Genomic DNA, 23,035 nt, shown 5'->3' with positions numbered 1-23,035 from the left:
TGAATGAATGATCAGAAGCGACCGACGAAGGTCAGGCCGAAGAGCGGTGCCGGGTCGAAGTCTTCGGTACGCAACTTGTCGCCGGATGAGTTTTCAACACGCAGCTTGCCGCCGGCCACGACTCCGCCGTAGAAGTGCAGCGCCATCTGCTCGGTGAAATTGCGCGTCACGCGCAGGAAAACCGGTACGCCGCTCTCTTGGCCGACGCCGTTGCTTACTGGGCCGGTGTCGCTCAGGCGGAAACGCAAGACGCGGTAGGAGGCGCCGACACCCGCCGTCCAACCGCCGTCGAAACGGTAGTCGAGTTCGAGGCCCGCCGGGCCGGTCGGGCCGCTGGGCAGGGGATTGACCAGGCGCCAACGGTCGTTGAGACGCCAGTCGACGATCACAAAGGGGAATACCCTGGTCTTTTCGATCTGCGAGAAGACGCCAGCACCCAAGCCGAGGCGATTGCCATCCTCAAAACGCTTGGTGCCGGAAAGCGTGGCGCCCCAGACCAGCGAGTCGCCGGTGTTTGCGCCGTTTTCCTTGAACCAGTCCGCCGAGGGGGCGAAACCGACGCTCCAGCCGTCGCCAACGGCGAACGACAGCGGGACTGTCAGGCCATAGCGCTGCACCGTGCCCCACGGCGCGGTCGCGCCGAAGGCAGCGGCGTTGGAGAACGAAAAATCGTAGTAGTCGTAGTTGAGCGTAACGCCCGCGCGGCTTCCGCCACCGACGTCATAGGACGTGCCGCCGCGCACGATGGCGCCGGACATGCTGAAGTGGCCGCCGTTATCGAGATTGCCGTTGCCCTGGTAAATCGGGGTGACCGAGGCGAATGATTGCCAAGCGCTGTTTTCGGCACCGTTCGCGGCGCTCGCGACGGCCAGCAGCGCACCCAACGCCGACAGGGTCGAAACGCGGCACTTTTTTTTGCTCATCGGGGTTCTCCGATGTGTTGTTTAAAAATTTGACATATTGGCATCGCGGCCCCCCCAGCCTCGTCAATGCCGTCCCGATGCCCGCTGCCCCCTCAGTCAACATCCAGCTGATCGGGCAATGCAAACGGTGCCAAGCCCGCGGCCGGTGACTTTGGGGCGGTGCCCGGCAGGATCTCGAAGTTCGGGGTGAAGGAGGTCATCAGGCTGCGGAGCTGATCGAAGGGTTTGCGATCGCCGTCGAATCTGGCTTTGCCGGCCTTGATCAGGTCGTCGAAGCTGACGACGCCCATCATGATCCGGTTGAGCTCGGCGCGGTCGAGGGTGATCGTGAGGTCGGGGTTCTTCGCCTGTTGGCCCTTGATGTTGGTCAACGTGGCGTTGCTCAGTTCGATCAGGTATTTCTCGCCGTTGTCAGGTGTCACCAGGTTGATCGTGAAGCGCATGCCCTCGGCCTTCTTCGGGTCCATGCTGATGCCGAGGAAATCGAGCCATTGCTCGGTCGACATCGCCCGGATCACGTCCGGGACGCTGGATCGAACCGGCACGCCGCCGGGCAGGCCGTTGCGCAGCTCGAAGGCGCCTTGCAGGAAGGTGTTGCGCACGCTGGTGCTCTCCGCCTGGTAGCCCAACTGCTCGAAGGCGTCGGCCAGCAGGCGGCGGGCTTCCTGGTTGCGCGGTTCGGCGAAGACCAGCTTGTTGAGGATTTCGGTGGCGTGCAGGTACTTGCCCTGAGCGATCAGCGCCTTACCCTTGGCGATGATCCTTGCCGAGCCACCCATCATCTCGACGTAGAGCGGTGCCGAGTCCTTGGGCGAGAGCGGGATCAGGTTGGTCGGATTGCCGTCGAAGTGGCCGATGAAGCGGTTCACGACGCCCCGCACGTTGTTCTGCACGTCGCCATGGTAGCTGCGCGCCGCCCAGCTCTGCTGCAGACTCCGGGGCACTTCGTACACGTTGTGAATCTCGTTGATCGTCACGCCCTTGTTCACGTAGTGCAGGGTCTGGTTGTTGAGGTTGGCGTAAGCGTCGCGCTGCGCGCGCAGCACTTCCTGGATGCGGTCGTTGCCCCAGCGCGGCCAGCTGTGCGAGGCGAACATCACTTCCGACTCCTGGCCGAACTTGTACAGCGCCTCGTTGATTACCTTCGACCAGTTGTGCGCGTTGCGTACCGCGGCGCCCCGGGTCGTGTAGATATTGTGGATCGTGCCGGTGACAACCTCGGCGGCCCAGAAAGCCTTGAACTGCGGGAAGTAGGTGTTCAACTGCACCGGCGCCTCGGTGTCGGGTGCGTTCTGGAACACCATCTTCACGCCGTCGACGGTGATTTCCTCGAAGTCCTTCGAGATGAGGCGGTTTGGTGCAATCAGACCGGCGCTTCCGGCCGCTACGTTCTTGCCGATGGCCTGGTCGACATGGCCGTGCGGGTCGCGCGGCAGGAGCACCGCGTACTGCCACTGCATCCTGCGGTTCATGGCGTTGCCGGCGAACACGTTCTCGGAGATTGCCGCCTCCATGAAGCCGTCGGCGGCGATGAGCATAACCTTGCCACTCCTCACGTCTGCCTCGTCCACCACCCCACGCACGCCCCCGAAGTGGTCTCCGTGCGAGTGCGAGTACACGACCGCGACCACCGGCCGCTTGCCGAGCTTCTCGTTGATGAACGCGAGCGCCGCTCGCGACGTCTCGGCAGCCGTGAGAGGGTCGTAGATGATCCAGCCGGTATCGCCTTTGATGAAGCTGATGTTGGCAAGGTCGTAGCCACGCACCTGATAAATTTTGCCCGGCACTACCTCATACAGGCCGTAGGCCATGTTGAGCACGGCCTGGCGCTGCAGCGACGGGTGGATGCTCTGGAAATCCTTGCCCTGAAGCAGCCACTGGTAGCTGCCCATGTCCCAGGCGACGTGGCCGGCATCGGCCATGATCTGCTTGTAGGGCGGCTCGGCGATGAAGCCCTTCTTGGCTTCGTCGAAGTCGCGCTTGTCCTCGAAGGGCAGGGTGGCGGAGACGCCCTTGCGCAGTTCCATAGTGAACTTGGAGGGCAGGGTGCCTTTCGGGTCGAAGTGCTTGCCTTCAGCCGCGCCGGGGTTGTTGACGATGGCGCCGCCACCACCCGCCGCATGGACAGTGGTCATGGCGCCACCGGCTAAGGCGATGCTCAGCGCCAGGGTCAGTTTTGCGGAAAGTTTCATGCGAGTCTCCTCTTTATTATTCAGGGCGTTGTGCCGGCGACGATGCCTGGTGCCTGTGGGGGCGGCGCTGCGGAAAATCCGCCCGGCGGCTATCCGAAATGGATCGGCGGACGATTATTGGCATATCTTGGCAATTCCGGCAAATGGCTTTTTTGTTAAGTGTGATAACCTTTTGCTTATCATGATTACCCAGCGCCGCCTTCGTCACCTGCTGTCGCTCGTCGAGTACGCGCATTTCGGGCGTGCGGCGGCGGCGCTGAACATCTCGCAACCCGCGCTCACCAAGAGCATCCAGGCGCTGGAGGCGGAACTGGGCGTCATGCTGCTGGACCGCAAGCGGGGTGCCGTGGTGCTGACGGCGTTCGGTGAACTGGTCGTCCAGCGCAGTCGGGCACTGCTCAATGCCGAAGAGGACCTGTTGCGCGAGATCACGCTGCTCGCCGGCCTTGAGATCGGCTCGTTGCGGGTGGCGCTGGGGCCTTATCCCAGCGTGGTTTCGGGCTACCCCGCCATGGCGCGCCTGCTGGCCCGGCGCCCGAAAATCACCGTGGCGGTGCACGTCGCCGGTTGGCGTGAAGTGGCCCGCCGAGTGTCGGCACGCGACGTGGACCTCGGTCTGGCCGAACTGAGCGGCGTGGAGGAAGACGACCAGTTTGCGACCGAGTTGGTCGGTCAGCATCGCGGCCGCATCTTCTGTCGCCCCGGGCATCCCATTCTCGCCGCCGGCCGCGTGGCACTGCCTGCGCTGCTCGAATTCCCGTGGATGGCGTCCCGGCTTCCCGCGCGCATCGCGGCGGGCCTGCCGCGCACGGTCGGCCGCGCCGGCAGGATCGATGCGCTCAGCGGCGACTTCATTCCGGCGATCACGATCGACGTGCCGATGCAGATCGCCGATCTGCTGGCCGGCAGCGATACCCTGGCGTTCGCCTCGCTGGCGCTCATGGAACACGACCTGGCCGCCGGCAACGTGACTGTCGTGCCGACCAGCAAGGTCGCTTTCCAGGCCAATTACGGCTTCATCCGCCTGAAGGATCGTTCGCTGACCCCCGCCGCGCTGGCTTACATGGACGAGGTGCGCGCCGTCGAGGCCGGGATCGCCGGGCGCGAGGCGGCACTGGCCGAGCGCTACGGCTACCGCCTGTGAGCCATGCCGACTTGTCAGCAAACCGTCAGGCGCTGGCATAATCGCGGAATGAAAATAAAGGGGGTCGGAAAGACCGCGGGCGGGGGCGAGGCGTGCTGAAGGTGCTGGTTTTCATGCCGGTGCTGGGGGCGGTTGCGGTAGCGGTGTTGCCGGTGCGCCGGGCGGTCTGGCTGTGGCGGCTGGCGATGCTGTTCGCGCTCGCCGCGCTCGGCCACGCGCTGTGGCTGGCCGCCGGTTTCGATCCGGCCGGGCCGGCGATCCAGTTCCATGAAAGCCGGCCGTGGAATGTCCGGCTCGGCTCCTATTTCGCGCTCGGCATCGACGGCATCGCGCTGGCCATGGTGCTGCTGACGGCGCTGCTGACGCTGATTGCTGTGCTCGTCTCGCGGCGCATGGAACAGGGCGCGCGCCTCTACTTCACGCTAGTGCTGCTGCTCGAATCGGCGATGTTCGGCGTGTTCACCGCGCGCGACTGGTCGCTGTTCTACGTCTTCTGGGAAGCGACGCTGATCCCGCTGTTCTTCCTGATCGACCGCCTCGGCGGGCCCAACCGCCAGCGCGCGGCGCTCAACTTCTTCCTGTACACGCTGGGCGGCTCGGTGTTCATGCTGGTCTCGCTGCTCTTCCTCTACGATGCGGCGCCCGGCCACAGCTTCGCGATGGGCGACATGGCCGAGGGCGGGCGCGACCTGCCGCTCAACACGCAGCTGCTGATCTTCGCCGGCCTGTTCATCGGCTTCGGCGTCAAGATGCCGGTCTTTCCGCTGCACGGCTGGCTGCCGCTGGCCCACGTCGAGGCGCCGAGCCCGGTGTCGATCCTGCTTTCCGGCGTACTGCTCAAGATGGGCGCCTACGGGCTGATCCGCGCCACCGAGACGCTGCCCGCCGCGCTGCTGGCGACGCAGGACTGGCTGGCGGTGCTCGCCTTCGCCAGCCTGCTCTACGGCGGCGTGCTTGCCTGGCGCCAGCAGGATTTGAAGGCGATGGTCGCCTACTCGTCGATCTCGCACATGGGCGTCGTGCTGCTCGGCATCGCCACGCTCAACGTCACCGGCCTGACCGGCGCCGTGATGCAGATGGTGGCGCACGGGCTGACGGCGGCGACGCTGTTCCTCGTCGTCGGCCTGCTCTACCAGCGTACGCACAGCCGCGACCTCGCCGACTACGGTTGCCTGCTCGGGCGTGCGCCGCGCTTCGCCTTCTTCACTGCCTTCGCCTTGCTGGCGGCCATCGGCCTGCCGGGCAGCGCCGGCTTCGTCGCCGAACTGCACGCGCTGGTCGGCGGCTTCGGGCGCTGGGGCGGCTGGGTCGTGCTGCTCGGCGTGGCGATGCTGGTCGGCGCCGCCTACGGGCTGCGCGTGATCGGCCGCCTGTGCATGCAGGGCCTGCCGGCGCAGGACATCGCCGACATGACGCGCACCGAGACGGCGGCCGCCGCCCTGCTCGGCATCGCCATTGTCGCCCTCGGCGTCTGGCCGGCGCCGCTCCTCGACCTGGTCGCCGGCAGCGTGGACCGCGTCGGCCGCCTGTTCGCCGGCTGAGATGGAAGCGCACGCCGACCTGCCGCTGCGCGAACGCCTCGCCCATTGGGTCGGGCACCTGGCGCACGTCCTGCCGGCGCAGGCGCCGATCCGCGACTTCGTCCACCACAACACCCTGCACGGCTTCCAGCACCTGCCTTTCCCCGCGGCGCTGGCGGCGGTCCACAGCCTGACCGGCGCCACGCCCTACCTGCCGGAAGCGCGCTTCCGCGAATTGCTGGACGCCGGGCGCATCACCGTGGCCGATCTCGACGCGGCGCTCAATGACGCCGGCCTGCCTGATCTCGACGCCGAGCTGCGGCGCGGCATCACCCGGCGCGACGTCCTGCTCGCCAGCCTGCGCCTGCCGCTCGAAGCGCCGGGTCGCGCCCGCCTGGATTGGGTGGCGCGCGAGCACGGCGAGGCGGCAGATCCGGTTTTTGCCCGTTTTGCGGCGTCGACCGCAACCACCGCGCCGGCCGACTGGCGCGACCAGGCGGCGCAACGCCGGGCGGCGCTGTGTGCGCGGATCGGCCGCGAATGGACGCTGCGCAGCCTGCTCGAACACCTGACCGGCGAGGACGTGCTCGAGCGCGTGCGTACCGTGCTGCAGCGCCACCTCGCCGCCCACCTCGATCTCGGCGTCGCCGCCTGGCGCAATCCGCAGCGCGCACGCGGCTTCTACGCGGCGTGGCGCGCCTGCGCCGGTCTCGACATGGCATGGGAGCTGAACGAATTGCCCAACGTGCGCGACGAGATCGCCTGGCTGCCCGACGACCCGGTCGACGTGCTGGCCGAGGAACTGCCGCGCCTGGTCGCCGACGAAAGCCTGTGGCCCGGCTATCTCGAACGCCTGGCGCTGGAACTGCCGGGCTGGTCGGGCATGGTCCTGTGGCGCGAACGCAACCCGGAACGCGGCGACGGCACGCCGGTCGCCATGGCCGATTACCTGGCGGTGCGCGTACTGCTCGAACGCCTGCTCTGCGACGACCTGACGCGCCGCCTGAGCGGCGCGCCGATGGCCTTTGGCGACCTGGAGGCGTGGTTCGCCGCCCGCCCGGCCGAATTCCTCGTGCGCGACGCCCTGCGCAGCCGGGCGCTCGACGAGGAGCTGCAGCAGCAGGCGGCGCGCCTGCTGCATGCCGCCGAATCCGGGCGCGCCGATGACGCGGCCTGGGAAGCGCTGGCGGCGCGCATCGCCGCGGCCGACACGGCGCCGGCCGCGGCCCCGCCGTTGCCGGCGCTGGCGGCGCTGATCGGCCTGGCAGCCGCCGACGTCGAGCAGCTCGCCGCGGACGAGGCGGCAGCGTTGCTCGCCTGCGCCGCCAGCCTCGACCCGCTGGCGCGCGGCCACGTCTGGCTGCTCGCCTACGAGCGCCACTACCGCGAACAGATCCTCGCCGCGCTGGCGGCCAACCATCCGCGGTGCAAGCCGGTCTCCCGGCCGACGGCGCAGGTCGTCATGTGCATGGACGACCGCGAGGAAGGCACCCGCCGCCATCTCGAGGAGATCGCGCCGACGGTCGAAACCTTTGGCGCCGCCGGCTTCTTCGGCGTCGCCATGTACTGGCAGGGCGTCGACGACGCGGCGCGCACGGCACTGTGCCCGGTGGTCGTCCAGCCGACGCATGCGGTGCGCGAAGGCGCCGCGCCGGGCGGCGAGGCGGCGCTCGAACGCCATGCCGGCCGCCGCCGCTGGCGCCTCGCCTGGCGCGAACGCCTGCTCCAGGGAACGCGCCGCGGGCCGCTCGCCGGCCCGCTGCTGACCGCCCTCGCGGCGCCGCCGGCGCTCGCCGCGCTGGTCGCCGGGGCGCTGGCGCCGGGCTGGTTCGGGCTGGCGCTGGAGCGCTGGCGCCGCGCCTACGACGGCCCGGCGCCGACCCGCGTGCAGGCGACGGCGGAAACGGCGCGCGCCGGCGCGACGCCGCGTACGCCGCAGGAAGGTTTCACCGACGACGAGCAGGCGGCGCGCGTCGAGAACTTCCTGCGCATGATCGGCCTCGCCGGCGATTTCGCACCGCTCGTCCTGATCCTCGGCCACGGCTCGGGCAGCCGCAACAACCCGCATCTCTCGGCCTACGACTGCGGCGCCTGCTCGGGCCGCCACGGCGGCCCGAACGCCCGCGTCTTCGCGGCGCTGGCCAACCGGCCGGCGGTGCGCGAGCGTCTCGCCCGGCGCGGCCTGTCCATCCCGGAAACGACCTGGTTCGTCGCCGCCGAGCACAACACCTGCGACGACAGCCTCGTGTGGTACGACCTCGACCTGCTACCGCCCGCCTTTCAGCCGGCCTTCGACCGCCTGCACGGCCAACTCGCCGAAGCCTGTCGCGCGCATGCCGCCGAGCGCTGCCGGCGGCTGGCCTCGGCGCCGGCGCGCGCGACGCCGTGGCAGGGGCGCCGGCACGTGATCGGGCGCGGCCACGACATCTCGCAGGCGCGCCCGGAACTCGGGCACGCGACCAACGCCGCTGCCTTCATCGGCCGCCGCACGATGAGCCGCGGCCTCTTCCTCGACCGCCGCGTGTTCCTGATTTCCTACGACCCGAGCGCCGACGGCGACGGCCGCATCGTCGAGAGCATCCTGCTGGCGGCCGGGCCGGTCGGCGCCGGGATCAGCCTCGAATACTATTTTTCGACGGTGGATAACGCGCGCTTCGGTTGCGGTTCCAAGGTCACGCACAACGTCGCCGGCCTGTTCGGGGTCATGGAGGGGGCGGATTCCGACCTGCGCACCGGCCTGCCCTGGCAGATGGTCGAGATCCACGAGGCGATGCGCCTGCTGGTCGTCGTCGAACAGGAACCCGAACTGCTGTCGGCCATCGTCGCCCGCCAGCCGGCGCTGCAGGAACTGGTCGGCAACGCGTGGATCATTTTGGCTGCAAAAAGCCCGTTGACCGCAGCGATCCATGTTTACTGCCCGCGCCGCGGATGGTTGCCGGGGACCGGGCGCGGCGTGTTGCCACAGGTCGGCCGTTCGGTCGACTGGTTTGCCGGCGAGCGCGAGGCGCTGGCGCCGGCGCTCGTTCTCGGGGGCGGCGCATGAACACGCTGCTGCGCCTGCTGCCCGACCTCGTCTGGCTGGTGCCGGCGGCGCCGCTGCTGGCGCTGGTCGCCGTCGGCCTGCGCATGCTGCTCGGGCGCGCCGAGGGCGACGCCGCCGAGCCGCTGACCGCCCGCCTCTGCGCCTTCGCCGCCTTCGTCAGCCTGGCGCTGCTGCTCGCCATCGACGCCGGCGCGCTGCTCGCCGGTGCGCCCGGCCATCGTGTCCTCGGCACCTGGTTCGCCAGCGGCGACTGGCAGGGCACGCTGTCCTTCCTGCTCGATCCGCTGGCGCTCTCGGTGGCGACGCTGACGGCGCTGATCGGCTGGCTGGTGATGCGCTTTTCCGCCAACTACCTGCACCGCGAGGCCGGCTTCCATCGCTTCTTCATCGTCCTCAGCCTGTTCCTGGCCGGCATCCAGCTCGTCCTGCTGGCCGGCAACGGGCTGCTCGCCTTCGTCGGCTGGGAGATGTGCGGCATTTCGTCCTTCCTGCTCATCGGCTACAGCTGGCAGCGCCCGGTGGCGACAGCCAATGCCCTGTTCGCCTTCGTCACCAACCGCGCCGGCGACGCCGGCTTCCTGCTCGGCCTCGGCTTCGCCGCCGCCTGGCTGGGCAGCTTCGAATGGCCGGCGCTGACCGCGACGCCCGACCTGCCGTTGCTGACGGCGCGCCTGCTGGCCGTCGGCTTCGTCGTAGCGGCGCTCGCCAAGTCGGCGCAGCTGCCGTTCACCCCGTGGATCGCGCGGGCGCTGGAAGGGCCGACGCCGTCGTCGGCCATCTTCTACGGGGCGGTCATGGTTCATGCCGGCGTCTTCCTGATGCTGCGCCTGGCGCCGCTGCTCCAGCAGGTGCCGGACCTGATGGCGGCGCTGGTCGTCGTCGGCGCGCTGACCGCGGCCTACGCCTGGCTGTGCGGGCTGGTGCAGACCGACGTCAAGTCGGCGCTGATCTTCGCGACGGTCTTCCAGGTGGCGCTGATGTTCGTCGCCATCGGCCTCGGGTGGACGACGCTGGCGACCGTGCACCTCTGCCTGCATGCGGCGTGGCGCGCCTGGCAGTTCCTGCTGGCGCCGTCGTGGCTGGCGCTGACGCAAGGTCCGCCGCAGCCGGCGCCGGCCTGGCTGCGCGGCTGGCAGCTGCTGTACACGGCGGCGCTCGAACGCTTCTGGCTCGATCGCCTGGGCTTTACGCTGCTGGCGCGGCCGACCGAGCTGTTCGCGCACGACCTGCATGGCTTGGAAGAGAATTTCATCGACCGCGCGCTCGGCGAGCCGGGGCGCGGCCGGCCGCTGCGTGCCGAGCTGCCGCTGGTGGCCGGCGACGGCCTCGCCGGACGGGCGCTGGCGGCGCTCGCCGAACAGTTGCAACGGCTGGAGACCCACCTTTCGCTGCGCGGCCGCGGCGGCGCCGCCGAGCGCCTGCTACTGCGCCTCGGCACCTGGCTGCGGACCGTCGAGAACCTGCTCGAACAGCCGCGCTACCTGATGATGGCGGTCATGGCGACCTTCGTGGTGATCCTGTGAGCGGCGGCTTCAGCGAAATCCTGTGGACGGCGCAGGCCGGCCTGCCGCTGCTGCTGTTGCTGCAGGGGCTGCCGCTGCTCGGCGCGGCGGTGGTTTTCGCCTTCGGGGAGCGGTCGACCGCAGTCGTCGCCGGCAAGCTCTTCGCGCTCGCCGAACTGCTGCTGTGCATCGTCGTCGCCAGCCGCATCGATCCGCTGTCGCCCGTCCTGCAGCTGGCCGAGCGCTTCGCGCCGCTCGGCTACCATGTCGCGGTCGACGGGGTTTCCATCGTCTTCCTGCTGGTCGCCGCGCTGCTCACCTTCCTGATGACGCTGTACGGCATGAGCCGCGGCATGATCTCGCCGGGCCGCCTGTTCGCCGTGCTGCTGGTCGCCGAGGCCGGGCTGGCCGGCATGCTGGTGACGATGAACGTCGCCTGGTTCGCCGCCTTCTCGGCGCTCGAGCTGTGGGCGGTGACCTTCCTGCTGCGGCGCTGGGCGTCGTCGCGCGCCGAGACGCAGGCGCTGGCCCGCTTCGTCCAGTACCAGGCCTTCGGCTGGGCGCTCTTCGTCGGCGGCTGCCTGGTGCTCGGCTGGAGCCACGCCGACGCCACCGGCGGGCGCTGGAGCTTCGACCTCTTCGATCTCGCCGGCGCGGCGCCGGCCGGCAAGTTCCAGACTGCCGCCTTCTACCTGCTGTTCTACGGACTGGCGGTGCGCACGCCGCTCTTCCCGCTGCACGGCTGGCTGCCCAACATGGCGCAGCATGGCCTGATCGCGGTTGCCCCGGCGCTGATGGTCGGGGTCAAGGTCGGCATCTACGGCATGCTGCGTTTCGTCCTGCCGCTGACCCCGGCGGCGGTGGAATACTGGCAGCCCTACGTCGTCGGCTTCGCCATGGCCGGCGTCTTCTTCACCGCCGCGCTCGCCTTCCAGCAGACCAACCTGCGCCGCCTGCTCGCCTTCGCCGTGGTGAGCCACACCAGCCTGCTGGTGATCGGCATCTTCAGCCTGCACGAGGCGGGCATCCAGGGCGCCGTGCTGCTCGCCGCCAACTTCGGGCTGGCGGTGACCGGCATGTGGTTCATCGTCGGTTTCGTCTTCCGCCGCACCGGGACGACCGAGCTCGGCGAACTGTCCGGGCTGTTCGAGCGCATTCCCTTCCTCGCCATCGCCTTCCTGATCTTCGGCCTGGCCATCGTCGGCATGCCCGGCACGCCGGGTTTCGACGCCGCGCACCTGATCCTCGAGGCGGCTATCGACAGCTTCGGCGCCCTGTCCACGGTGGCGGCGGCGCTCGGCAACGTGGCGGCCGCCGGCTTCCTGCTCTGGGCGTTTCAGCGCGCCTTCCTCAGCCAGGGAAAACAGGGCGGCCAGGACGTCGACCGCACAATGCCGATGGAGTACCTGGTGTGCGGCATCGCGCTCGTCGCGATGCTCGCCATCGGCATCTTCACCGAGCCCTGGCTGCACCTGACGGAAACCGCCAGCCAGGCGCTGGCGGCGCCTTTCGCGCGATGACCGACGTCCCGCTGCTCTCGCTCCTCGTCTTCCTGCCGCTCGCTGGCGCCGGCCTGCTCTGGCTGCTGCCGGCGCGTGCCGCGCGCTTCGCGACGGCCGCCACGATGCTGGCGACGCTGGCCGCCGCCAGCGCGGCGATGGTCGCCTTCGACCCGGCCGGCCCGCGCTTCCAGCTGGTCGAGCGGGCGCCGTGGATCGCCAGCCTCAACGTGCACTACCTGCTCGGCGTCGACGGCCTGTCGGTGCTCTTCCCGCCGGCGACGGCGCTGCTCTTCCTCGGCGCTCTGGTGGCCAGCTGGAACCTGGTGCGCGCGGCGCCGCGCCTCCATTACAGCCTGCTGCTGCTGCTCCAGTGCGCGACGCTGGGCATCTTCTGCGCCCTCGACCTGGTGCTGTTCTTCGTCTTCTGGGAAGCGACGCTGGTGCCGCTCTATTTCCTGCTCGGGCGCTGGGGGGCGGTGGCCGGCAGCGCCCGGGCCGCCGCCCGCTATTTCCTCATCATGCTGGCCGGCGGCGTGCCGCTGCTGCTCGCCTTCGTGCTGCTGGCGGCCAGCCAGCCGGCGCCGACCTTCGATTTCATGGCCCTGGCGGCGGTGCCGCTGCCGCGCGCGACGCAGTACGCCTTCCTGCTGCTGTGCCTGCTCGGTTTCGGGGTCAAGGTGCCGCTGGTGCCGCTGCACACCTGGCTGCCGCAGTTCGCGCTTGCCGCGCCGGGTTCGCTGACGGCGCTGCTGGTCGGCCTCAAGCTCGGCGCCTACGGTCTGGTTCGTTTCGCCATCCCGCTCGCGCCCGACGCCGCGCAGGACCTGCACTGGCTGCTCGCTGGCCTCGGCACGCTGACGCTGCTCTACGGGGCGGTCGGCATCCTGGCGCAGAGCAACCTGCGCGTCGGCCTCGCCTACGCCAGCATCTGCCACGTCGGGCTGGCAGTGCTCGGCCTTGCTGCGTTCACCGCCTCCGGCGTCCAGGGCGCGGTGTCGCTGCTGCTCAGCTTCTCGGTGGCGACCGGCGGCGCCTTCCTGCTCCTCGAATTCCTGCGCCAGCGCACCGGGTCGACCGACATCCACAGCCTGGGCGGGGCGGCGAAGACCATGCCGCTGCTCGCCAGCGGCTTCCTGATCTGCGGCCTGGCCGGCGTCGGCATGCCGGGGACCAGCAGCTTCCCCGGCGAATTCATGCTGATCCTGGCCGCCCTGCGCAGCCACACCGGCGCCGGCATGGCCGCGCTGTTCGGCCTGGCGATCGCCGCCGGCGGCTTCCTGGCGCTCTACCGCAAGGCCTTCCTCGGCCCGGTGAAGCGCCGCGAGGTGGCCGAAGCCGAAGACCTGCGGCCGCGCGAATGGGCGGTGCTGGTCATCCTGGTTTTCCTGGTCGGTGCCATCGGTCTCTACCCGGGGCCGTGGCTGGAAATCGTCCGCCCGGCCGCCGAGGCCTGGGCGGCCGGACTGGCGCGCTGACGGCGGGAAGCCGGCGCTATTTTCAGGACAGGCGGCCGGCCCAGCGTTCGCAGCCCTGGCGCACGACTTCCTCCAGCGAGCCTTCGCGGGCCCAGGCGTCGCGCACTTCGCTGGCGCCGTTGCGGCCCTGCAGAACCTCGGTGCGCAATAGGTTGAGCGCCTCGGTCGAGCCGAGATCGTAGGCGTGCAGCTCGATCTGCGCCATGGTGCGCAGGATGTCGTCGCGGATGACCCGCTGCTCGGCGCTGCCGGGCACGACCAGCCGCCCGTCGTAGCCGAAGCGGCAGGCCTGGAAGCGGTTGTAGGTATAGACCAGGTAGTCGTCCTCCTGCGGCGCGAACGGCTTTTCCTGCAGCAGGTAGCGGGCCAGCGCCTGGGCGTAGGCGGCGATCTGGGCGGCGCGCTCGACGCTCAGCGGCGTATCCATGACACGCAACTCGATGGTGCCGAATTCGGGCTTGGGGCGGATGTCCCAGTAGAAATCCTTCATGCTCTTGACGACCCCGGTGGCGACCATCTTGCGGTAGTAGGCCGCGAAATCGTCCCAGGTGAGCACGAAGGGCGCGCGGCCGCTGAGCGGAAAGGCGAACACCGAATTGAGGCGCGCCGACTGGAAGCCGGTGTCGATGCCCTGGACGAAGGGCGAGGCGGCCGACAGGGTGATCAGGTGCGGAATGTAGCGGCCGAAGGCGTGCAGCAGCCAGAGCGCCTGGTCGGGGTCGGGGCAGCCGATATGCACATGCTGGCCGAAGATGGTGAACTGCTTGGCGAGATAGCCGTAGAGCTGCGACAGGTGATGGAAGCGCGGCGCGTCGAAGATGGCCTGCTGGCCCCAGTGCTGGAAGGGGTGGGTGCCGCCGCCGGAGAGCAGGATGCCGAGGCGGTCGGCCTGGCTCACCAGCTGGTGGCGAATGCTGCGCAGCTGGGTCAGCGCGTCCTGGTAGTCCTGGCAGATGTCGGTGGACAGCTCGATCATCGAATCGGTGATTTCCGGCTTGACGTCGCCGGGGTGCTGGCGGCCGGCCATTTCGCGCAGCAGGTCGGGGGCTGCGCCGACCAGGTTGTAGTCCTGGCCGCTGACGATCTGCAATTCCAGTTCGACGCCCAGGGTCAGCGGCGCCGACTGCGAAAAGGCCTGCAATTCGTATTCGGTATCGCTACTCACGGCGTTCTCCGCTCCACTTGAGGCACAGCGCGACGATCACCGGGCCGGCCAGTTCCATGATGGCGGCCGCGCTCATGGCGACCGGGACCAGGGTCAGCTGTAGCTCCGGGTAGATGCGCCCGAGGTCGGCGGCGGCGACCATCACCGGCCCCGCCGCCGGCGCCAGCGCCAGCCCGAGCAGCAACCCCTGGCGCCAGCTGATGCCAGCCGGCCGTGCCAGCAGCAGGACGCCGCACAGCTTGGCCAGGCTGCGCGCGCCGATCAGCAGCAGGGCCAGGCCGCCGCCGGTGACCAGGTGTTCGACCTTGATCTGCATGCCGACGACCAGGAAGAGCATGACGACCAGCACGCTGCCGACCGAGCCGAAATGGCGCGGAAAGACCCAGGCGCGCCGTTCGCCGTTGCGCAGCACGATGCCGGCGAAGAGCATGCACAGGGTGACCGGCAGGCGCAGCGCCTCGATCGCGCCGATCGTCATCAGCACCAGGCCGAGGAGGACGATCGAGGCGTATTCATCGCGCAATGCCAGCCAGCGATGCACCCCGGCGACCGCCAGCGCCAGCAGCTTGCCGACGACGAGGCCGGCTCCGAGCAGGTAGAGCGGATGGGCGATCGCCAGCACCCAGTCGCCACTGTAGCGCTGGTGCAGGACGCCGGTCGCCAGGTGGATGGCGACCACGGCATAGATGGTGTTGAGCGCGGTGAGGACCAGCAGGCGGGTGCTGACCTGGCCCTGCGCGTTGCATTCGGCGACCACGCGCACGACGACGGCCGGCGAGGTGGCCATGCCGATCGCCGCCAGCAGCACCGACGGCGCCATGGCCAGCCCGAGATAGCGGCTGACGACGAACACCGCACCGAAGGCGGCCAGCGACTCGAGCAGGCTGGTGACCAGCAGCCAGCGGTTGTGGCGCAGCCAGCGCAGGTCGACGCGGCTGCCCAGCTCGAAGAGCAGGATGGCGAGGGCGACGTCGAGCCCGGTGCGCAGCCATTCGCCGTGTGCGGCGACCAGGCGGTCGCCGGCGATCGCCGCCGCCAGCATGCCGACCACCGGGTAGGCGGTGATGCGCGGCAGGCCGAGATGGTGGCGGACCCATTCGCCGGCCAGCGCGGCGCCGACCACCGCCAGCGCGATCCACAGCAGCGGGCTGATCACGGGCGGCCAGTCGGGCAGAAAGAAAACGGACGTTTCCATGGCAGGGGCTTCCCCGGTTGTGGTGGGTGACCGAGAGGCGCAGAATGAACCACTTGGCAGACTGTGTCCACCCGGACCGGGAGTTCATCATCATGAAGCGAACCCTGAAGATCGGTCTTTCCGCCCGCCTCGCGCACCCGCGTCCGGACGGCAAGGGCCTCGAAAGCAAGACGCTCCAGTACCTCGAACAGTCGGTGGCGCAGTGGATCATGGCGCGCGACGTCCTCGTTTTCATGGTCCCCTCGGTGACCCAGGACGGCCTGCTGAACCGCAGCGCGATCCGCCTCAGCGACTACGCCAAGAACCTCGACGGGCTCGTCCTCCAGGGCGGCGCCGACATCGACCCCGCCGCCTACGGCGAGGCGGCGCTGCAGCCCGAGTGGGCCGGCGACCGCACCCGCGACATGTACGAGATGGAGCTGCTGCACGAGTTCCTCGAGGACGGCAAGCCGGTGCTCGGCATCTGCCGCGGCGCCCAGTTGATCAACGTGGCGATGGGCGGCTCGCTCTACCAGGACATCGCGACCCAGTTGCCGGAGTCGATCACGCATGTCGCCGATGCCTACGACCGGCATGTGCACGACATCGTCATCGAGCCCGGCGGCCTGCTCGAGAAGCGCCTGGGTCAGGCCGGGCAGCGCCAGGTGATTTCCATCCATCACCAGGGCATCCGCACCCTCGGGCGCGACCTGGTGGTTGAGGCGCGGGCGGCGGGCGACGGCATGATCGAGGCGATTCGCGGCACCGGCCGCAATTTCCTGCTCGGCCTGCAGTGGCATCCGGAATTCCGGCGTCCGGGCGATACCGAGGTGCTCGACTGCATGCCGTTGCTCGAAGCCTTTCTCGACGCCAGCCGCCGCCGCGGCTGGCTATGAGCGCCGGGGCGCAGCCGCCAGCTTCTCGAAGGCGGCGTTGGCGGACAGGAAGACCTCGCCGGACAGCGTCGACCACAGCGCCGAGTGCATCAGGCGGTCCTGCACCGGGCCCTTGACCTCGGCCAGGTGCAGCCGGATGCCGCGCTCGGCAAGGTCGCGGTTGAGTTCGTCGAAGACCTCCGCCGCTGTCGCGTCCATGCGGTTGACGGCGCTGAGGACGAAGACCAGGTCGCGGGTGGCGGGCGCGCGCTCGAGCTCCTGGTTGAGCCGGGTCTCGATGGCGGCGAGGTTGCCGAAGAACAGGCTTTCGTCGATGCGCATGAACAGGGTGCCGGGGAGGGTCTCGACGTCATGGCGCTCGACGTTGCGGAAGTGCTCGCTGCCGGCGATGCGGCCGATCACCGCGATATGCGGCTGGCTGGCGCGGAAGAGCAGGGTGGCCATCGACAGCAGGACGCCGATGCCGATGCCGGCGACCAGTCCGAGGACGAGCACGCCGCCCGCGGTGCCGAGCAGCGCCAGGGCATCGGCGCGATCGTAGGCCCAGGCCTGGCGCAGGGTGCGCAGGTCGATCATCGCGTAGGCGGCGACCATGATGCTGGCGGCCAGTACCGCCAGCGGCAGGCGTTCGAACCATTGCGCGGCGCCGGCGACGACGACGAGCATGGCGAGTGCCGAAACGATGCTGGCCAGCGGGGTCTGGGCGCCGGCCGCGACGTTGACCGCCGAGCGCGAGACGCCGCCGCCGACCGGCATGCCGCCGTAGAAGGCGGCGACCACGTTGGCGGCGCCGAGGCCGACCAGTTCGCCGTTGGCGTCGATGCGCTCGCGCCGCTTGATGGCCAGCGCCTGGGCCATCGAGATGTTCTGCACCATGCCGACCAGCGCCATGACCAGCGCCGGGACGAGCAGGGTGGCGACGGTGTCGTAGCCCGGCAGGAACAAGGCGAAGCCCGGCACGCCGCGGACGATGGCGCCGACGACCGCGACGCCGTGCTGGCGGTCGAGATCCCAGTGGACCACCGCCAGGGTGCCGAGCAGGACGACGAGCAGGGGCATCAGGCGGACGACGAAGGTCGCGCCGGCGGTGCCCATCCCGGCGCGCCTGAGGAGCGGCTCTAGCCAGCGTCTGGCGAAGATCAGGAGGGCCAGCGCGCCGAGTCCGATGGCGAGGGTCGGGCCGGCGCTATGCGGCAGCCGGGCGAGCAGGTCCTGCAGGTGCGCCCAGTTGCCGGCCGCGCTGGGGGGGACGCCGAGCAGATGCCGGATCTGGCTGAAGATGATGAGCACCGCCGAGCCCGAGATGAAGCCGCTGATCACCGGCCGGCTGAGCAGCTGCGCCAGGAAGCCCAGGCGCAGCAGCCCGCAGGCCAGCACCATGGCGCCCGAGAGCAGGGAGAGGGCCGCCGCGAGGACGATGTATTCGGGGGATTGCGGCGTCGCCAGCGGGCTGAGGACAGCATAGGTCATGATCGCCGTGATGGCCACCGGTCCGACGGCCTGCACCATGCTGCTGCCCAGCAGGGCATAGGCGACGACCGGGAAGATGCTGACGTAGAGCCCGGCCTGCGGCGGCAAGCCGGCCAGCAGCGCGTAGGCCAGGCTCTGCGGGATGACCAGGATGGTGACGATGAGGCCGGCCGCCAGGTCGGCGCCCAGCCGCTGCCGGTCGTAGCGCGTCAGCCAGGCGGGCAGCAGCTTGCGCGGGGCGGTCATGGCATCGGTGCGGCGCTCCTGGGCGCTCAGGCCTTCTTGACGAACTCGGATTTCAGCTGCATGGCGCCGATGCCGTCGATCTTGCAGTCGATGTCATGGTCGCCGTCGACGAGGCGAATGTTGCGTACCTTGGTGCCGACCTTGACGACCGCCGACGAGCCCTTGATCTTGAGGTCCTTGATCACCGTCACCGCGTCGCCGTCCTGCAGCTCGTTGCCGTTGGCGTCGCGCCAGACGCGCCTTTCCTCGGCGCCTTCGGCGACCGCCTCGCGGCTCCATTCATGCGCGCATTCCGGGCACACGTACATGGCGCCGTCCTCGTAGGTGTATTCCGAGTTGCATTGCGGGCAGCGGGGCAGGGCGCTCATGGCATTTCCTTATAAGTAATCTTCGTCGCTGCCGCCGATCAGGCTGGGCAACAGGACATAGGCGCGCTGGAGCGCGGCGGAGAGATCGGGGCAGACATTTTCGTCGCCGAGGTGGTCGATGAAGCCGGAACGGAACAGCAGCGAACCGGGCTGCGAGTTGAGGCCCGAGACGAGCAGTGTACACCCGCGCTTCTTCAGTTTGTCGAGCAGGTTCTCCAGGCCTTCGAGGCCGGTGGTGTCGAGCTGGATCAGGCGTGCCATGTCGAGGATGACCACTTCCGGATGGCCTTCGCGAGGGTCGAGCAGTTCCTCCAGCTTGTTGACGGCGCCGAAGAACAGCGAGCCGAACAACTGCCAGGCGGCGACGCGCATGGTGCCGTCCGGGTAGAGGAATTGCGGCTCTTCGGCCTCTTCGGCGAGCGGCAGGCGCTCGATGCGCGTCAGTTCCGACATGCGGTAGATGAAGAACAGGCTGGCCAGCACCATGCCCAGTTCGACGGCGATGGTCAGGTCGAAGACGACGGTGACGAAGAAGGTGACCAGCAGGATGATCCGGTAGTTGTACGAAAAGCGGCGCAGTTCGAGGAATTCGTGCCATTCGCCCATGTTGACCGCAACCACCATGACGATGGCCGACAGCGTGGCGAGCGGCACGTAGGAGGCGAGCGGGGCGGCGACGAGAACGATGCCGAGCAGGACGAGGGCGTGGATGATGCCGGCGATCGGCGTGCGGCCGCCGGTCTTGACGTTGGTCGTGGTGCGGGCGATGGCGCCGGTTGCCGCGAAGCCGCCGAAGAGCGGGGCGGCGATGTTGGCCAGGCCCTGGGCGATCAGTTCCTGGTTGGGGTCGTGGCGGTCGTCGATCTGGCTGTCGGCGACGCGCGCCGAGAGCAGCGATTCGATGGCGCCGAGCAGGGCGATGGTGATCGCCGGCGAGATCAGCTTGCCGAAATCGTGCACCGACAGGCTGGGCAGGCCGAAGGCCGGCAGTTCCTGCGGGATGCCATTGAAGCGGCTGCCGATGGTTTCGACCGGCAGGTCGAAGACGAAGGCGACCAGGGTGCCGACGATCAGCACGACGAGCGGGCCGGGCGCCCGGCGCAGCAGGGCGAAGCGCTGCGCCAGCCGGTTGTAGGAAAGGAGGAAGACGAAGCAGGCGGTGGCCAGCGCCAGGGTCGGCAGGTCGACGGTGTGCGCGTTGGCGGCCAGGGTCTTGATGCGGGCGAAGAATTCGGCGGGCAGGTTGTCGATCTGCAGGCCGAAGAAATCCTTGAGCTGGGCGAGGAAGATGACGACGGCGATGCCGTTGGTGAAGCCGATGACGACGGTGACCGGAATGAAGCGGATCAGCTGCCCCATGCGGGCGATGCCCATGGCGAGCAGGAAGATGCCGGCGAGGATGGTCGCCCCCATCAGGTTGGCGAAGCCGTGCATGGCGACGATGCCATAGACGATGGGGATAAAGGCGCCGGTCGGGCCACCGATCTGCACGCGCGATCCGCCAAAGGCGGAGGTGATGAAGCCGGCGACGATGGCGGTCCAGATGCCGGCCGTCGGCGAGGCGCCGGAGGCGATGGCGAAGGCCATGGCGAGCGGCAGGGCGAGGACGCCGACGGTGATGCCCGCCGCGAGATCCTTGCCGAACTGCGCCCGGTCGTAGGTGGGCAGGCAATCCAGCAGCTTGGGGTGGAAGGCGATCTTCATGGGCGCGCTCGGGGAATGAGCGGCACATTATATGTTTCTTATATTATTCGTCAATGTAAATCATATGTTAATATTATTTGCATTAAAGCAATGAGGGGCTGCCCATGGAAAAGCGGACCGCGCGTCTGACCATCCTGATCGACCCGCGCAAGAAAGAGATCTTTGAGGAAATCTGCGCCGCCAACGACCTGACGCCGTCGCAGGTCGTGCGCAAGCTGGTGCGCCAGTACATCATCGACAACGCCGGCGGGCGCGAACTGCCCGACTGGCTCAAGCCGACCGCCCGGTCCGGCGACTAACTAGCGCTGGCTATTCGGCGTCGGGGCGGCGCACCTTGTCCGGGTGGTGGGCGGCGATGTAGGCATCGTACCTGGCCTGCATTTCCGGGGCCTGCTTGGCGATTTCACGCAGGATGCGGGCCGCCGACCAGAGCATCAGCACGGTACCGCCGAGCGTGCTGGCGACGGCTTCCACGGTCGACGTCGGAAAATTGGCCAGAATCGCGCCCTTGCCGGAGGCGAACCAGCTGGCGCCGAGGGCGACGCAGAAAAGCCCGAAAACGTCGACCAGGGCATAGGCGAAGATGCGGCCGGTCAGGCGCGGGCGGGGTGGGCGGGTCGTCGCGAACATGGGGGCGGGCCTTATAATGGTGCATCGCCATTTTGCCCCAACGCCAGCCACCATGTTGCGCTTCCTTTTCGTTTTTCTCGTCGCCTGCGCCGGCCTGCCGGCTTCCGTTGCGCGCGCCGCGGATACCTTGCCGCTGGTCGAAATCTACATGCCTTCGCCCTGCCTGGCCTGCATCGACTGGGGGACCTACCTGGCCGAGCGCGGCTTCCGCGTCGTTTACAAGGAGACGGCCGACATGGCCGCGCTCAAGCGGCGCCTCAAGGTGCCGGCGGCGGTCGAGTCGGTCCATACCGCGGTGGTCGGCGGCTATTTCGTCGAGGGCCATGCCTATGCCGAGGATATCCACGAGTTGCTGCGCGACAAGCCGAAGGCACGTGGCATCGCGGTGCCCGGCCTGCCGCGCGGTGCGCCGGGGCGGGAGCTGTCCAACCCGACCTGCGAAACGGCGTGCACCATGCTCGACAACACCAGCGGCGAGCGCGAGGTGCGGCGCGAGCTGTTCAATACCCTGCTGGTCAAGCCGGACGGTTCGACCAGCATCTGGGCCCGCCACTGAGCGCCGACTTCAGCCGGCGCTCCCCAGCAGTTCGGCGAACCAGCGCCGCGCCCAGTCGAGGTCGGCGTCGCCGGCCTGCGGATCGTACTGCTGGCGGGCGGTCTGCTGGATGACGCCGTCGCCGCGCCAGCGGTAGCTGGTCTCGATGCGCGTCAGTTCCCTCGGCTCGGGCCGGTTGATGACGTAGCAGGTGCTCTCCGGCAGCAGCCGTTCGGCGGTCGTGCCGGCGGCACGGGCGGCGATCTGGACGGCGGCGATGCGCCCGAGGGTGGCCGCCAGCTGGCCGGTTTTCGGGTACTGCCCGAACAGCGGCGAAACCTTGTCGAGCAGGTCGCCGACCAGGAAGACGCGCTCGTCGTCCGCCGCGTTCAGGGTGACCGGGTCGCAAGCCGCCCAGCCGCTCGGCTTGCCATCCGTCCCCGTGCCGATCAGACCGCTGTCCCAGACCAGGTCGGCGGCCTGTTGCGGCGGCATCAGGATCGCGTCGCTGAAATCGACGGTATCGAAATCGGTGACGATGCGGCGCTTGAACGGGTCGAGCGACTTGATCCGGGCCTGCGGCAGGTAGGTGATCTGGTCGCGATAGGCGTCACGGAAGATGCGGTCGAAGCTGATGACCGGCAGGTTGGGGTCGAGGACGACGAGGCGGCCCTTGATGTTGCGTGTCTTCAGCCACCAGGCGATCAGCCCGGCGCGCTCGTAGGGGGCCGGCGGGCAGCGGTAGGGCATCGGCGGAATGGTCATCACCAGGTCGCCGCCGCGGAAGGCTTCCAGCTTGACTTTCAGCGCCAGGTGGTCGCGGCCGGCCGGGAAGGCCGAGGGAAAGCGCCGGCGGGTATGGGTGGCGCTGTCGCGGTCGACCCCGTACCAGGCCGAAAAATCCTCGCGGATGCCGACGGCCAGCACCAGCCAGTCGTAGGGAAACTTGCCGGCCGCGGTGGCGACTTCGCGCCGTTGCCGGTCGATGCCGCCGACTTCCGCGGCGACGAAACGGTAGCCGAAGCGCTGTGCGGCGCGCCGGGTGTCGTGTTGCAGCCATTCGCTTTTGGCGAGGCCGACCAGCCAGCGGTTGGACAGCGGCTGCGACCAGAATTCGGGCTGGCGGTCGATCAGCGTGACGTCGAGTTGCGGCGCCAGTTCGCGTAGGTGGCGCGCCGCCGCCAGGCCGCCCCAGCCGCCGCCGACCACGACGACGCGGCCGGTGGTCGCCGCGCGCGCCGCGAGAGGCAGCGCGCAGCTTCCGAGGGCGGCACCAAGAAAGGATCTGCGTTTCATTGCAAAAAAATGGGCAGGCGATGCAAAAAACGGTTGACAAACGGTTTGGCGGCGCTCGATTTACTCACAGAAATTTCGCTTGACAAAACCGTATGCCGCAATTCTCCGTGTATCTTGCCCGAAATCGTATCGCACGGTACAAAATTCAATTTAATCAATTACTTGTGGTTTTGCCCAAGATTCGTGCAGGGTAAGGAAAAGCCTTGTGCCACGGTGACTTAGTGCGCTGTCCAAGGATTCATTCACAGAC

Annotated in this window: 18 protein-coding genes; 9 read left to right on the top strand and 9 right to left on the bottom strand. The window is 68.8% G+C overall.

What is annotated here, in order from left to right; genetic code table 11:
* Nucleotides 1-11: 11 nt before the first annotated feature.
* Together GH660_RS02960 and GH660_RS02955 are read right to left on the bottom strand one after the other, a co-directional pair.
* Nucleotides 12-923 carry a hypothetical protein gene (locus tag GH660_RS02960; RefSeq protein WP_153145069.1) on the bottom strand — a complete coding sequence of 304 codons (912 nt, stop codon included), beginning with the start codon at nucleotides 921-923 and terminating at the stop codon, nucleotides 12-14.
* Between the two features lie 92 nt (nucleotides 924-1,015).
* The gene (locus tag GH660_RS02955; protein WP_153145068.1) at nucleotides 1,016-3,115 is read right to left on the bottom strand and encodes an alkyl/aryl-sulfatase; all 2,100 of its coding nucleotides are present in this window, start codon (nucleotides 3,113-3,115) and stop codon (nucleotides 1,016-1,018) included.
* Between the two features lie 181 nt (nucleotides 3,116-3,296).
* Here GH660_RS02955 and GH660_RS02950 point away from each other — a divergent pair, with 181 nt between their 5' ends.
* The 6 genes from GH660_RS02950 to GH660_RS02925 all read left to right on the top strand — a co-directional run bounded on the left by GH660_RS02950 (nucleotide 3,297) and on the right by GH660_RS02925 (nucleotide 13,301).
* Entirely contained in the window at nucleotides 3,297-4,259 is a 963-nt protein-coding gene (locus tag GH660_RS02950) for a LysR family transcriptional regulator (RefSeq protein ID WP_228276338.1), read from the top strand.
* A 92-nt stretch (nucleotides 4,260-4,351) separates the two neighbouring features.
* Nucleotides 4,352-5,800, top strand: coding sequence for a NuoM family protein (locus GH660_RS02945; protein WP_153145067.1), 1,449 nt, complete (start codon nucleotides 4,352-4,354; stop codon nucleotides 5,798-5,800).
* Nucleotide 5,801: 1 nt separating this feature from the next.
* Nucleotides 5,802-8,822, top strand: coding sequence for a DUF2309 domain-containing protein (locus tag GH660_RS02940; protein ID WP_228276337.1), 3,021 nt, complete (start codon nucleotides 5,802-5,804; stop codon nucleotides 8,820-8,822).
* Nucleotides 8,819-10,345: a proton-conducting transporter membrane subunit gene (locus GH660_RS02935; protein ID WP_153145066.1), complete on the top strand. Its 1,527-nt coding sequence runs from the start codon at nucleotides 8,819-8,821 to the stop codon at nucleotides 10,343-10,345. Before GH660_RS02940 ends, GH660_RS02935 begins: the two co-directional genes overlap by 4 nt.
* Nucleotides 10,342-11,844, top strand: a complete 1,503-nt coding sequence (locus tag GH660_RS02930; protein ID WP_153145065.1) for a NuoM family protein — start codon at nucleotides 10,342-10,344, stop codon at nucleotides 11,842-11,844. The genes GH660_RS02935 and GH660_RS02930 overlap by 4 nt, the downstream gene beginning before the upstream one ends.
* A complete protein-coding gene (locus GH660_RS02925) occupies nucleotides 11,841-13,301 on the top strand; it encodes a NuoM family protein (RefSeq protein WP_153145064.1) in 1,461 nt (486 codons plus the stop codon). Before GH660_RS02930 ends, GH660_RS02925 begins: the two co-directional genes overlap by 4 nt.
* A gap of 22 nt (nucleotides 13,302-13,323) precedes the next feature.
* Here the strand turns inward: GH660_RS02925 and GH660_RS02920 are convergent, their stop codons facing one another.
* Both GH660_RS02920 and GH660_RS02915 read right to left on the bottom strand, forming a co-directional pair.
* On the bottom strand, nucleotides 13,324-14,466 hold the full coding sequence (locus GH660_RS02920) for a YbdK family carboxylate-amine ligase (RefSeq protein ID WP_228276336.1): 1,143 nt from the start codon (nucleotides 14,464-14,466) through the stop codon (nucleotides 13,324-13,326).
* The gene (locus GH660_RS02915; RefSeq protein ID WP_153145063.1) at nucleotides 14,459-15,661 is read right to left on the bottom strand and encodes a cation:proton antiporter; all 1,203 of its coding nucleotides are present in this window, start codon (nucleotides 15,659-15,661) and stop codon (nucleotides 14,459-14,461) included. The genes GH660_RS02920 and GH660_RS02915 overlap by 8 nt, the downstream gene beginning before the upstream one ends.
* Before the next feature lie 92 nt (nucleotides 15,662-15,753).
* Here GH660_RS02915 and GH660_RS02910 point away from each other — a divergent pair, with 92 nt between their 5' ends.
* Nucleotides 15,754-16,536: a gamma-glutamyl-gamma-aminobutyrate hydrolase family protein gene (locus tag GH660_RS02910; RefSeq protein WP_228276335.1), complete on the top strand. Its 783-nt coding sequence runs from the start codon at nucleotides 15,754-15,756 to the stop codon at nucleotides 16,534-16,536.
* Here the strand turns inward: GH660_RS02910 and GH660_RS02905 are convergent.
* The 3 genes from GH660_RS02905 to GH660_RS02895 are packed head-to-tail and all read right to left on the bottom strand — an operon-like array spanning nucleotide 16,531 to nucleotide 20,324.
* On the bottom strand, nucleotides 16,531-18,252 hold the full coding sequence (locus tag GH660_RS02905) for a SulP family inorganic anion transporter (RefSeq protein WP_153145062.1): 1,722 nt from the start codon (nucleotides 18,250-18,252) through the stop codon (nucleotides 16,531-16,533). The genes GH660_RS02910 and GH660_RS02905 overlap by 6 nt on opposite strands.
* Before the next feature lie 26 nt (nucleotides 18,253-18,278).
* Nucleotides 18,279-18,620, bottom strand: a complete 342-nt coding sequence (locus GH660_RS02900) for a zinc ribbon domain-containing protein YjdM (RefSeq protein WP_153145061.1) — start codon at nucleotides 18,618-18,620, stop codon at nucleotides 18,279-18,281.
* A gap of 9 nt (nucleotides 18,621-18,629) precedes the next feature.
* Complete coding sequence (locus GH660_RS02895; protein WP_153145060.1) at nucleotides 18,630-20,324, bottom strand: SulP family inorganic anion transporter; 1,695 nt, start codon at nucleotides 20,322-20,324, stop codon at nucleotides 18,630-18,632.
* 104 nt (nucleotides 20,325-20,428) lie between these two features.
* Between GH660_RS02895 and GH660_RS02890 the strand changes: the two genes are divergently transcribed.
* Nucleotides 20,429-20,623 carry a CopG family transcriptional regulator gene (locus GH660_RS02890; protein WP_153145059.1) on the top strand — a complete coding sequence of 65 codons (195 nt, stop codon included), beginning with the start codon at nucleotides 20,429-20,431 and terminating at the stop codon, nucleotides 20,621-20,623.
* A 10-nt stretch (nucleotides 20,624-20,633) separates the two neighbouring features.
* Here GH660_RS02890 and GH660_RS02885 read toward each other — a convergent pair whose 3' ends face one another.
* Nucleotides 20,634-20,954: a hypothetical protein gene (locus GH660_RS02885; RefSeq protein WP_153145058.1), complete on the bottom strand. Its 321-nt coding sequence runs from the start codon at nucleotides 20,952-20,954 to the stop codon at nucleotides 20,634-20,636.
* A 52-nt stretch (nucleotides 20,955-21,006) separates the two neighbouring features.
* On the opposite strand from GH660_RS02885, the gene GH660_RS02880 reads away from it, so the two are divergent.
* Nucleotides 21,007-21,510, top strand: coding sequence for a DUF411 domain-containing protein (locus GH660_RS02880; RefSeq protein ID WP_153145057.1), 504 nt, complete (start codon nucleotides 21,007-21,009; stop codon nucleotides 21,508-21,510).
* 9 nt (nucleotides 21,511-21,519) lie between these two features.
* On the opposite strand, the gene GH660_RS02875 is transcribed toward GH660_RS02880, so the two are convergent.
* On the bottom strand, nucleotides 21,520-22,785 hold the full coding sequence (locus tag GH660_RS02875; protein WP_153145056.1) for an FAD-dependent oxidoreductase: 1,266 nt from the start codon (nucleotides 22,783-22,785) through the stop codon (nucleotides 21,520-21,522).
* Nucleotides 22,786-23,035: the final 250 nt, after the last annotated feature.

The sequence above is a fragment of the Dechloromonas sp. H13 genome, from assembly GCF_009469615.1.
Lineage (GTDB): Bacteria > Pseudomonadota > Gammaproteobacteria > Burkholderiales > Rhodocyclaceae > Azonexus.
Note: the sequence above shows the minus strand (reverse complement) of the source record. Positions and strands in the feature narration are given on the sequence as shown.